We start from the raw sequence: 12,458 nt of genomic DNA on the forward strand, positions 1-12,458 counted from the left end.
TACCGCACCCAGGAAATCGATGTAACGCCCTGATTCGCAAAGAACAATCCATGCAGATCGGCTTCCTCGTCCCGTATCGGCGTCGCGTTTCGCTCATGGCTGTCTTCGTCATCCTCCTGGCCTTGGTGGTCGGCAGTGCCGCCGCGCTCGCGGCGCTCGCCCCGTCTCCGCATCCATTCCGTGGTATTACGACGCCGTCCTCCGCGCCGGTTGCTGACTTTAGGTAAAGTTAACCTACTTCAGGTTGTATCTCTCCCGATTAGCGTTAGATCGGGCGGGGAAAACAGCGGTGTACAGCCTTAGGGTACGGCTTCCCGCCGCTATGCTCGCGCTTGCCTGCCTCGCTGCGGTGACGGTCGGTGTTTCAGCCTATCTCGCCGTCACCAGCTGGGCCCGGGAAGCGTCGCGCGCCCGGCTCCATGCGCTGGCCGAAAGCCATTCGCGCGCCATCGAACGGCGGCTGGTGTTGCTGCGCTCGGAGCTGGCCGTCCAGGCGCGCAGCGCCTTTACGGTGGCGGCGCTCGACGAGCTCGGCAAATGGCTGGAACTGGGGCCGCATGACCTGAATGCCGTTCTCAGCCATTATCAGGGCGATGGCATGCGGCCGCTGCCGGAGCGTCTGGCGTTGAACGGCCACGGCCACCAGCACGGCTACTCCTGGCGCCATGTCCGGATCCACGAGACCTATGCCGCCGCGCTGAAGCAATTCAACTACGCCGACATCTACCTTGTCTCGATGAAGGGACGGGTCGTCTACAGCGCCACCAAGGGGCCGGAGTTCGGCCGCCTTCTCAGCGATCCGGAGTTCGTCGGCAGTGGTCTTGCACAGGTGGTCGAGGAGGCGCGCCACCAGCCGGCAGGCACGCAGATCCTGCGGGATTATGCCCCCTATGACCTGATCGGCGGCGAGCCGCGCGCCTTCCTGGCCGCCCCCTTCTACGATATCGAGCTCGATGCCACCGAGCAGGTCGGCACGCTCGTCATCGCCGTCAATTCAGGGTTGATCGACGATGTTCTCAGCGCCAACGCCGCCGGGCGCGGCGAGATCGGCGTCTATGTGGTCGGCGAGGACGGCTTCACGCGCTCGAGCCCGGCAGCCCGCCGCGAGGCATCCGCCCCGAGCGATTCGCTCGACCAACGCCGACTCCCCAGCCGCGGGGATGATGGGCTGCTCCGCATGACCAGTCATGACGGAACCGCGCTCGTCGCCACCGGGCGCTCGATCGCGGCCGGCGACTGGCGTTGGCAGCTCTGGCTGACCGAGCCGGAGCGCGCGGCCTTCGCCGTCGTCGGCAAGATCCGCGGTGCGATCGTCACCGCCGGCCTGCTCGTCCTGGCGCCGCTGCTCGGCTTTGCGATCCTGCTCGGCTGGTCCGTGGCGCGTCCGATCGGCGGCCTCTCCGATGCGCTTGCCGGCATTGCCGCCGGCCGCACCGACCAGGCGATTCCGGGTGCGCAGCGCCGCGATGAGATCGGTGGCATCGCCGCTTCGATCGGCACGATACGCGAGACCCTGCAACGCGAGACGCAATGGCGCGAGGCGCAACAGGAGACGCGCCGCGCCGAGGCCGAGCGGCATCGCCGCAGTCTGCTTGGTGAGCTGGCGGGCGAGCTCGAGCAATCGGTGCGCACCGTCAGCACCTCGGTGGCGACCGCGGCCGGTGCGCTCGCGGCGACCGCCAACCAGCTCAGCGAGAGCGCCGGCGCGGCGAGGACCGGCGCTGCCGATGCCGAGCTGTCGACCGGGAATGCGATCGCCCGTGTCCATTCGATCGAGCGCGCGGCCCAGGATCTGCTCGGCGCGGTCGAGAGCCTGTCCGGCGAGGTCAGTCGTTCCGATGTCACGGCCGGGCAGGCGAGGCGGCACGCCGATGATGTCAGCGAGGTCGTCGACGGGCTGGCGAGCGGCGCGGCCCGGGTCTCGGAGGTGGTCGGCCTGATCTCGGCGATCGCCGGACAGACCAATCTGCTCGCCCTCAACGCGACCATCGAAGCGGCGCGTGCCGGCGAGGCTGGCCGCGGCTTCGCGGTCGTCGCCGCCGAGGTGAAGTCGCTTGCGGCCCAGACGGCCGGTGCGACCGAGGATATCGCACTGCAGATCGACGCCATGAACAAGGCGACGGCGGCGACCGTCGACGGCATGGCCGGCATCCATGCCATGGTGCAGGAGTTGAGCGAGGCGACGCGGCGTACCGCGCAGACCATGCTGCGCCAGCATGAGGCGACCCATGCGATCGCCGCCGACGTCGTCGCCGCGACACGGGAGATCGTCCAGATCGGTCAGGCGACCGGCCAGCTTTCGCTCGCCTCGCGCCACACCGCCGGCTCGGCCGATGCGGTGCTGGCTGCGGCAGATGAGCTGACCGGGCTGGCGCAGGCGCTGGAAGGGCGCGTCGACCGGCTGATCGCAGAGCTTCGCGTCGCCTGAACGCTTGTCGACGCCCGGCGCTTTGGCTAACGCTGGCGCATGCGTACCGCCTTCTACACCGGCTCCTTCGATCCCGTCACCAACGGCCATGCCGACGTCATCGCGGCAGCGGCGAAGCTGTGCGACCGGCTCGTGCTCGCGATCGGGGTCCACCCCGGCAAGAAGCCGGTGCTGTCCGTCGAGCAGCGGGCCGAGCTGCTGCGTGTCGTCGCCGAGCCGCTGGCCCGGGCGGCCGGCGCGCGCGTCGAGGTCGTGACCTTCGACGATCTCGCGGTCGACGCCGCGCGCAAGGCCGGAGCCAGCATCATCATTCGCGGCCTGCGCGACGGCACGGATCTCGACTACGAGATGCAGATGGTCGGCATGAACGCGGCGATGGCGCCGGAGCTGCAGACCGTGTTTCTGCCGGCGACCCCGCTGACCCGCCATATCACCGCCACCCTGGTGCGTCAGATCGCTGCGATGGGCGGCGATATCTCGGCCTTCGTGCCGGCGCCGGTCGAACACGCGCTGAGGGCTGCCTTCGCCACCGAGAGGTGAGGGCGCTGTCCAGCGTTTAAGGCACTCGCCGGGTTGCAATTTCGCGACCGGGATGGTGTTTCTGGAACCTTGCCGACTCGCTGCGCCGGCCGGCGCAATCTCCTCCTGAAGAGCCCTGCGATGCGCCTCTCCCGCTATTTCCTGCCGATCCTGCGCGACACGCCCAAGGAGGCCGAGATCGTCTCGCATCGGCTGATGCTGCGTGCGGGCATGATCCGCCAGCAATCGGCCGGCATCTATTCCTGGCTGCCGCTCGGTCTGCGCGTCCTCAACAAGATCAGCGCCGTGGTCCGCGAGGAACAGAATCGCGCCGGCGCCGTCGAGATCCTGATGCCGACGATCCAGTCGGCCGATCTCTGGCGTGAGAGCGGGCGCTACGACGCCTATGGCAAGGAGATGCTGCGGATCAAGGATCGGCACGACCGCGAGATGCTCTATGGCCCGACCAATGAGGAGATGGTCACCGAGATCTTCCGCTCCTATGTCAAGTCCTACAAGGACTTGCCGCTCAACCTCTACCACATCCAGTGGAAGTTCCGGGACGAGGTCCGTCCGCGCTTCGGCGTGATGCGAGGCCGCGAGTTCCTGATGAAGGACGCCTATTCCTTCGATCTCGACCAGGCCGGCGCGCGCCATGCCTACAACCGGATGTTCACCGCCTATCTGCGCACCTTCGCGCGCCTCGGCCTGAAGGCGATCCCGATGCGTGCCGATACCGGCCCGATCGGCGGTGACCTCAGCCATGAGTTCATCGTGCTCGCCTCGACCGGCGAGAGCCAGGTCTTCTGCCACCAGGATTACCTGAACTTCGAGACGCCGGTCGTCGACACTGATTTCGACAGCGTCGCCGGGCTGCAGGGCGTCGTCGACAAGTGGACCAGCCTCTACGCCGCCACCGAGGAGATGCACGACGAGGCGGCTTTCGGCGCCATTCCGGCCGACAGGCAGGTTTCTGCCCGCGGCATCGAGGTCGGCCATATCTTCTATTTCGGCACCAAATATTCCGAGCCGATGGGCGCGACGGTCGCCGGCCCGGACGGGCGCGAGACCCCGGTCCATATGGGCTCCTACGGCATCGGCCCGAGCCGGCTCGTCGCCGCGCTGATCGAGGCCGGCCATGACGAGGCCGGCATCGTCTGGCCCGACGAGATCGCCCCCTTCGACATTGCGGTGCTCAACCTGAAGACCGGCGATGCCGCGACCGACGCCGCCTGCGAGCAGCTCTACAAGGGCCTCGCCGCCAAGGGCTACGACATGCTCTATGACGACCGCGACGAGCGGCCGGGCGGCAAGTTCGCCACCGCCGACCTGATCGGCATGCCCTGGCAGGTGATCGTCGGGCCGAAATCCCTCGCCGAGGGCAAGGTCGAGCTCAAGCGCCGCGCCGGCGGCGAGCGCGAGCTGGTCTCGCTGGAGGCGGCGCTGGCCCGCTTCCCCGGCAAAAGCGCGTGAACGGAGCGTGGCGATGAGCACGGCCAGCGAGGCGGCGCCCGTCGCAGCGGTGCCCACCGGCACGAAGCCCTTCGCCGGCTTCGAATGGCTGCTCGCCGGCCGTTATCTGCGCACGCGCCGCCGCGAAGGCTTCGTCTCGGTGATCGCCGGCTTCTCGTTCCTTGGCATCCTGCTCGGCGTTGCCACGCTGATCATCGTGATGTCGGTGATGAACGGCTTCCGCAAGGAGCTGCTGGAGAAGATCGTCGGCGTCAACGGCCACATCTTCGCCACCCCGATCGACCGCCCGCTCGATGACTACGAGGCGGTGGCGCAGCGCCTGCGCAAGGTGCACGGCATCAAGTTCGCGATCCCGCTGGTCGAGGGGCAGGCGCTCGCCTCCTCGCAGGTCGGCAATGGCGGCGTGCTGGTGCGCGGCATCTCGGAGGAGGACATCAAGTCGATCCCCTTCGTCGCCAACAACATCAAGCAGGGCACGCTCGACGGCTTCGGAACGGCTGGCGGCGTCGCCATCGGTCGGCGGCTTGCGGCCTCGCTCGGCCTGCAGGCCGGCGACACCATCACCATCGTCACCCCGCGCGGAGCCTCGACACCCTTCGGCACGGCGCCGCGGATCAAGGCCTACCCGGTCACGGCAGTGTTCGAGATCGGCATGTCGGAGTTCGACGCCTCCTTCGTCTTCATGCCGCTCGGCGAGAGCCAGGCCTATTTCAACCGTGACGGCGACGTGAACGTCATCGAGATCTTCATCGACGATCCCGACCGGACTCAGGCGGTGCGCGATGCCATCGAGGCGGACGCTCCGCGCCCTCTGGTCCTGTCCGACTGGCGCCAGCGCAACCGGACCTTCTTCAACGCGCTCGAGGTCGAGCGCAATGTGATGTTCATCATCCTGACCCTGATCGTGCTGGTCGCGGCGCTGAACATCGTCTCCGGCCTGATCATGCTGGTGAAGGACAAGACCGAGGACATCGCGATCATGCGCACCATGGGGGCCTCGCGCGGCACGGTGCTCCGCGTTTTCCTGATCACCGGCGCGACGATCGGCGTGGTCGGGACCCTGGGCGGATTGCTGCTCGGCGTCGCCTTCGCCAACAACATCAAGTCGATCATGGGGGCCATCAACTGGATCACCGGGGCCAATCTCTGGGATCCGACCGTGCGCTTCCTCAGCGACATCCCCTCGGTGATCGATTGGCGCGAAGTCGCCAGCGTCGTCGGGATGGCGCTCGTCCTGTCGCTGCTGGCGACGCTTTATCCGGCCTGGAAGGCGGCGCGGCTCGACCCCGTCCAGGCCCTGCGGATGGGCTAGGGGCAGGCCATGGCAACCGAGACCCCTGCGCTCTTTCTGTCCCAGATCGAGCGCTTCTATCCGCAGAGCGACGGGCCGCTGGAAATCCTGCGCAAGGCCGATTTCGCGATCTGGCCGGGCGAGCTCGTCGCGCTGGTCGCGCCGAGCGGTACCGGCAAGTCGACGCTGCTGCATGTCGCCGGCCTGCTGGAGAGCCCCGATGCCGGCGAGGTCTTCATTGGCGGCGTCGCGACCTCGCAGCTCGACGACAAGGGCTTGACCCGGCTGCGACGCACCGAGATCGGCTTCGTCTACCAGTTCCACCATCTCCTGCCCGAGTTCTCGGCGCTGGAGAACGTCGTGCTGCCGCAGCGCATTCGCGGCCTCGGCAAGCAGGAGGCTTCCGAGCGGGCGACCGAGCTCCTGACCTTCCTGGGCCTGGGGGACCGGCTCGACCATCTGCCGAGCGAATTGTCGGGCGGCGAGCAGCAGCGCGTCGCCATCGGCCGCGCCGTCGCCAATGCGCCGCGCGTGCTCCTGGCCGATGAGCCGACAGGCAATCTCGACCCGCACACCTCGCTGCACGTGTTCGGCACGCTGGTGGCGCTCGCGCGTGCTTCGGGCCTCGCGGCACTGATCGCGACCCATAATCTCGACCTCGCCTATCGCATGGACCGGCGCGTCACCATTCGCGACGGGCTGGTCGTGCCGCTCGACTAGGATCAACTCAGATCGCGGCGCGCTGAGCGGTACGAGGCAGGGCTCTTTGCGCGGACTCAGGGCGATCGCGCTTTCCGGCGCGGCGCCACGACGATCAGGCCGGCGATGACGATCACCGCGATGCCGGCCCAGGTCGCCGGCGCCGGAAAGTCGCCGAAGATGACAAGGCCCAGCGCCGTCGCTCCGACCAGTTCGAGATAGACCAGCGGCGACAGCGTCGAGACCTGGGCGAAGCGGAAGGCGCTGATCGTCATCAGATTGCTGGCGGCCGAGATCAGGCCCATGAGCAGGATGAGTATGATGCCCTCGCGGTCGGGCATGCTCCATTGGAAGATCACGAAGGGCGTCAGCATGGCGATGCCGAGCGCGAGCTGCAGCGTCAGGGTCGAGAGCGGCGAGGAGGCCTTCGCCGTGGCACGCGTCATCACGAGATAGCAGGCCATCAGCGCGCCCGAGGCCAGGGCGATCAGCGTGCCGCTGCTCGTCTCGGCGCCGGGGCGGACGACCAGGAGCGCGCCGCCAAAGCCGAGCCCGACGGCCGCCAGCCGGCGCCAGTCGAGTCGCTCGCGCAGGATCAGGGTCGCGAGCAGGGTGGCGACGATCGGGGCGACGAAATAGGCACCGAGCGCATCGGCGAGCGGGACATGCGTGATCGCCATGTAATAAAGCGTCATGGCGCTGACGAGGAAGGCGGTCCGGATGATCTGCGGCAGGAGCTGCCCGGGCGCGATCAGCGGCTCCGGCGAACGCCATTGCGCGATGGCGACGACCGGAAGCAGGAAGCCGAGCGCGGCGACATAGCGAGCCCAGCTCAGGAAGGGTGCCGAATGCGCACCGCTGAGATATTTGGCGATCGCGTCGGAACTCGGGATGATCAGCATCGAGCCCGCCATCAGCGCAATGCCCAGTGCGGCGCTGCGTCGCTGATCGGAGCCGTTCGGCTGAGGGGCCTCGCCCGCCACCGCGGTGGCTGCGCGCGAGACCGATTTCTGATGCGTATCCATAACCCGATCCCGAGCGCCGCCTTCGCTCCGATGAAGACGAGCGCCGCGCCGGGCTTGGCCCGGACTCGAACCAGACGCAAGCATCCGGAGCGGGTAAGTTTTTGTTAACCGCGGTCACTTGCCCAGCAGATGGAAATAACCCATCGGCATTGACCAGAACAAAAAGTGAACTAATCTGAACATAGATCGAACACAGGAGATCGACATGCTGATCGCTCGCAAGCTGATGGCCGGTGCCGCCGAATTCTTCGCCCTCGCGCTCTTCGTCGGAATGATCTGGGTCTGGGCTGCGCTGGCAGCTGGCCCGAGCGTTTGAGGTCGATGTCGCCCGACCTGCCGGCATTGCCGCGGCACTGTCCAGGTCGTGCCGCTTCGGCGTCCACAGTCCGGGCCATGTGATGTCTCGACCCTGGAGCGGCGCTGCGCGATAACCCGCCCGAGAGGGCATCATGAGCGACCGGAAGAACGATTCGCAGGTTGAGGACGAGGTCGGATTCGTCCACCTCCATGTCCATTCGAGCTATTCCCTGCTCGAAGGCGCGATCCAGGTCGGTGCGCTCGCCAAGCTCGCGGCCGGCGACGGTCAGCCGGCCATGGCCCTGACGGACACCAATAATCTGTTCGGCGCGCTGGAGTTCTCCGAGAAGCTCGCCGGCGTCGGCGTGCAGCCCATCGCCGGGGTGCAGCTCAGCGTCGATTTCGGCGATGACGACACTGGCGGTCGCAAGCCGGTCCAGCCGGTGATCGGCCATCTCGTCCTGCTCGCCATGAACGAGGCCGGCTACGGCAATCTGATGAAGCTGGTGAGCCAGGCCTGCCTCGCCGCCGGCGCCGGGCAGCCGGTGGTGACCATCGCGCAGCTCGCCGAATCCGGGGAGAATCTGATCGCCTTGACGGGCGGTGCGGGCGGCCCGCTCGACCTTGCCTTGCGTGCCGGCCAGCAGGCGCAGGCGCAGGCGCGATTGCAGAGCCTGCAGGCGATCTTCGGCGACCGGCTCTATGTCGAGCTGCAGCGTCATGAACGCGAAGACGGTCCCTCGGTCGAGGCTGCGCTGCTCAGGCTCGCCTATGATGCCGACCTGCCGATCGTCGCCACCAACGAACCCTATTTCGGCAAGCCCGCCGATTTCGAGGCGCACGACGCCCTGCTGGCGGTGGCGGCCGGACGGCTGCTCTCCGACCATGAGCGCCGCCGCGTCACGCCCGAGCATTATTTCGCGACGCGTGCAGAGATGAAGCGCCGCTTCGCCGATCTTCCGGAGGCGCTGGCCGCGACGGTCGAGATCGCGCGGCGCTGCTCCTGGCGCGTCGGCACCCGCAAGCCGATCCTGCCGCGCTTTGGCGAGGAGGGCCGAGACGAAGCCGAGGAGCTCGAAGCGCAGGCTCGCGCCGGCCTTGCCGCCCGCCTGGCCAAGCACGGGCCGGCCGCGAACTTCACCGCCGAGGATTACGACAAGCGGCTCGATTTCGAGCTGTCGATCATCACCCGGATGAAGTTCCCGGGCTATTTCCTGATCGTGTCCGACTTCATAAAATGGGCCAAGGACCATGGCATTCCGGTCGGCCCCGGCCGTGGCTCGGGTGCCGGCTCGCTGGTCGCCTATGCACTGACCATCACCGACGTCGACCCGCTGCGCTTCGGCCTGCTGTTCGAGCGCTTCCTCAACCCCGATCGCGTCTCGATGCCGGACTTCGACATCGACTTCTGCCAGTACCGGCGCGAAGAGGTGATCGAATACGTCAAGCACCGCTATGGCGAGGAGCGCGTCGCCCAGATCATCACCTTCGGCACCTTGCAGGCGCGCGGCGTGCTGCGCGACGTCGGCCGCGTCCTGGAAATCCCCTATGGCCAGGTCGACAAGCTGACCAAGCTGGTGCCGCAGAACCCGGCCAAGCCGATCACGCTGCCAGAGGCCATCGCCGGCGAGCCGAAGCTGCAGGAGGCCGCGGCCGAGGAGCCGGTCGTCGGTCGTCTGCTCGAGATCGCGCAGAAGCTCGAGGGTCTGCACCGCCACGCCTCGACCCACGCCGCCGGCGTCGTCATCGGCGATCGGCCGCTGGAGCAGCTCGTCGCGCTCTCGGTCGATCCGCGGACCGGCATGCGCGTCACCCAGTTCAACATGAAATGGGTCGAGCAGGCCGGACTGGTGAAGTTCGACTTCCTCGGCCTGAAGACGCTGACGACGCTGACCATCGCCGTCCAGCTCATCGCCCAGCGCAATATCGCGGTCGATCTGGCGCAGCTGCCCTTCGATGACCCGCCCACCTACGCCATGCTGGCGCGCGGCGAGACCGTCGGCGTGTTCCAGGTGGAATCGGTCGGCATGCGCAAGGCGTTGGTCGAGATGAAGGCCGACCGGATCGAGGATCTGATCGCGCTGGTGGCGCTCTACCGCCCCGGCCCGATGGACAACATCCCGACCTATTGCCGCCGGAAGCTCGGGCTGGAGGAGCCAACCTATCTCCACCCCGGCATGGAGCCCTACCTCTCCGAGACGCATGGCATCATCGTCTATCAGGAGCAGGTGATGCAGGTGGCGCAGGCGCTCTCGGGCTACTCGCTCGGCGAGGCGGATTTGCTGCGCCGCGCCATGGGCAAGAAGATCAAGGCGGAGATGGACGCCCAGCGCGACCGTTTTGTGAAGGGCGCCATCGACAACGGCATCAAGAAGGAAATCGCCTCGGAGATCTTCGACCTGCTGGCGAAGTTCGCCGATTACGGCTTCAACAAGAGCCATGCCGCGGCCTACGCGGTCGTCGCCTTCCAGACCGCCTATCTCAAGGCGAATTTCCCGGTCGAGTTCATGGCGGCGTCGATGACGCTCGACATCGGCAATACCGACAAGCTCTCCGAATTTCGTCGCGAATCGGAGCGGCTCGGCATCAAGGTCGAGCGGCCCTCGATCAACCGTTCCGGTGTCGATTTCGACGTGGCCGATGGTGCGATCCGCTACGCGCTCGGCGCGATCAAGGGCGTCGGGCGCGCCGCGGTGGAATCGATCGTCACGGCGCGGGCCAAGCAAGGCCCTTTCCGTGACCTGGCCGATTTCGCCCGCCGGATCGATACCCGCCTGGTCAATCGCCGCACCATCGAGGCGCTGATCTGCGCCGGCACGCTCGACGAGATCGAGCCGGAGCGCGCCAAGGCGATGGTCGCGGTCGACGGCATGCTTGCGCTCTCGAACCGCGTTCGCGACGAGGCAGCGGCCGGACAGCTCGACATGCTCGGCAACGGCGGGAACGCGGAAGCCTTCCGCATTCCGCCCTTCGAGCCCTGGGCTCCCGCCGAGCGCCTGCAGCGCGAGCACGATGCTGTCGGCTTCTTTCTCTCCGGCCACCCGCTCGACGATTACGAGCATGTGCTGAAGCGGCTGCGGGTGCAGAGCTATGCCGACTTCGCCCGCGCCGTGCGCGCCAGCGGCACATCGATCGCCAAGGTCGCCGCCTCGGTAATCGACAAGTCGGAGCGGCGGACCAAGTCCGGCAACAAGATGGGCATCGTCCAGCTCTCCGATCCCACGGGCCAGTTCGAGGCGATCCTGTTCTCGGAAGGCTTACAGCGTTATCGCGACCTGCTCGAGCCCGGCGCGGCGCTGGTGATCAGGCTCTCGGCCGTGCTCGACGGCGAGGAGGTGCGCCCGCGCATCGAGGATGTCGAGCGGCTCGACGAACTCGCCTCGCGCCAGAAGCAGGATCTCTGCATCTTCCTGCGTGACGACAAGGCGCTCGGCTCGATCGCCGAGCGGATCAAGTCTCGCGGCGATGGCGCCCGCGCCGTCGGAAAGGTCTCGCTGGTGATGATCCTCGACGACGGCGCCCAGGAGGTCGAAGTCGAGCTGCCCGGCCGCTATCCGATCAACCAGCAGGTCGCGAATGCCGTCCGCGCCGCGCCAGGCGTGATCAACGTCGAATTGCGCTGACGGACGGCAGGACGAAGCAGAGGCTGCCCTGGCCTTCATCCTGAGGAGCAGCCGGAGGCTGCGTCTCGAAGGATGTTCCCGGAGGCTCAGCAACCAGCTGGGCCATCCTTCGGGACGCGTTCCCGTTGCGCACGCTTCAGGATGAGGGGGGAGAACGGCCGGAAGCGGTTTCTTGAGCTTGCGCCGTAAGCTGCTGCTGGCTCAGAGTGTTTGCAGAAGACGATGACGTCCGGGGGGACTTGATGAAGCAGTATGTCGCGCGCATTCCGATGAGCCTTGCCGTGCCGGACGCCATGCATTGGGCGATCAAGGACGTGCTCGAGGGCGAATACGAGGCGGGCTTCGACGGGGGCGGCCTCGACATTCTCGATATCGGCGCCAATGTCGGTTCCTTCGCGCTCTGGGCGACGGCCCGTTGGCCGGGCAGCGTCGTCACCTCCTATGAGCCACATCCCGGCACCTTCGAGTTCCTGAAGCGCAACACCGATCGGCGTCGCGACATCCGGCCGGTCAATGCGGCGCTGTTTCCCGGCGGCCTGAAGACGGCAAGCTTCGTCAGCCGCTTCGCCGGCGACGGCGAATCGGGCCTCGCCTCCTATGCCGGCGACACCTTCGTCGATGGCGCCATGGTCGAGCGCTACGAGGTCGCGGTGGTCGATCCGGCGAGCCTGCCCTCGGCCGATATCGTCAAGATCGACATCGAGGGCGGCGAGGGCGACGTCCTCGACCATCTCGACCTGTCGAAGACGTCGCTGGTGCTGCTCGAATATCAGAACCGCAAGAACCGGCTGCAGCTCGAAGCCCGGCTCGCTGCGGATTTCGACCTCGTCGACACCGTGGAGCATATCTGGGACCCGCTGCTCGAACAGGGCTGCTATCGACAGGACCTCGCCGGCGACGTCTATGGTCGCATGTTCGCGGCCCGCAAGGGTATGACGCGGATGACGAGGTCGGCGACGCCGTGACGGCGGGCCGATCGGGCGCGGCGCCGCCCGTCAGGGCGCGAAAGCGCGCGGTCGGAGGGAGAATTCAGTGATCGATGCCGGGACGGCGCTCGTCGTCGTCGATGTCCAGAACGATTTCTGCGCTGGCGGCAGCCTCGC

At 67.2% G+C, this 12,458-nt stretch carries 9 protein-coding genes; 8 read left to right on the forward strand and 1 reads right to left on the reverse strand.

Annotation, left to right across the window (positions count from 1 at the left end; translation table 11 throughout):
* Positions 1–50: 50 nt before the first annotated feature.
* The 6 genes from J0J10_RS03720 (at position 51) to J0J10_RS03745 (ending at position 6,431) form a co-directional block, all read left to right on the forward strand.
* Positions 51–227 (forward strand): hypothetical protein, encoded by a 177-nt coding sequence (locus J0J10_RS03720; RefSeq protein WP_291645340.1) that lies wholly within the window; start codon positions 51–53, stop codon positions 225–227.
* 95 nt (positions 228–322) lie between these two features.
* Positions 323–2,428 (forward strand): methyl-accepting chemotaxis protein, encoded by a 2,106-nt coding sequence (locus tag J0J10_RS03725; RefSeq protein WP_291645341.1) that lies wholly within the window; start codon positions 323–325, stop codon positions 2,426–2,428.
* Positions 2,429–2,467: 39 nt separating this feature from the next.
* Entirely contained in the window at positions 2,468–2,968 is a 501-nt protein-coding gene (coaD, locus tag J0J10_RS03730; RefSeq protein WP_291645342.1) for a pantetheine-phosphate adenylyltransferase, read from the forward strand.
* A 120-nt stretch (positions 2,969–3,088) separates the two neighbouring features.
* Complete coding sequence (gene proS, locus J0J10_RS03735) at positions 3,089–4,420, forward strand: proline--tRNA ligase (RefSeq protein WP_291645343.1); 1,332 nt, start codon at positions 3,089–3,091, stop codon at positions 4,418–4,420.
* Positions 4,421–4,433: 13 nt separating this feature from the next.
* Entirely contained in the window at positions 4,434–5,732 is a 1,299-nt protein-coding gene (locus J0J10_RS03740; RefSeq protein ID WP_291641979.1) for a lipoprotein-releasing ABC transporter permease subunit, read from the forward strand.
* 9 nt (positions 5,733–5,741) lie between these two features.
* On the forward strand, positions 5,742–6,431 hold the full coding sequence (locus J0J10_RS03745; protein WP_291641981.1) for an ABC transporter ATP-binding protein: 690 nt from the start codon (positions 5,742–5,744) through the stop codon (positions 6,429–6,431).
* Between the two features lie 56 nt (positions 6,432–6,487).
* Here J0J10_RS03745 and J0J10_RS03750 read toward each other — a convergent pair whose 3' ends face one another.
* Positions 6,488–7,435, reverse strand: coding sequence for a DMT family transporter (locus J0J10_RS03750; protein WP_291645344.1), 948 nt, complete (start codon positions 7,433–7,435; stop codon positions 6,488–6,490).
* Positions 7,436–7,884: 449 nt separating this feature from the next.
* Between J0J10_RS03750 and dnaE the strand changes: the two genes are divergently transcribed.
* Both dnaE and J0J10_RS03760 read left to right on the forward strand, forming a co-directional pair.
* Positions 7,885–11,355, forward strand: coding sequence for a DNA polymerase III subunit alpha (gene dnaE / locus J0J10_RS03755; protein WP_291645345.1), 3,471 nt, complete (start codon positions 7,885–7,887; stop codon positions 11,353–11,355).
* A gap of 242 nt (positions 11,356–11,597) precedes the next feature.
* The gene (locus J0J10_RS03760; protein ID WP_291645346.1) at positions 11,598–12,320 is read left to right on the forward strand and encodes an FkbM family methyltransferase; all 723 of its coding nucleotides are present in this window, start codon (positions 11,598–11,600) and stop codon (positions 12,318–12,320) included.
* The last annotated feature ends 138 nt before the right edge of the window (positions 12,321–12,458 follow it).

The organism is Allobosea sp. (genome assembly GCF_017308075.1).
Taxonomy (GTDB): Bacteria; Pseudomonadota; Alphaproteobacteria; order Rhizobiales; family Beijerinckiaceae; genus Allobosea.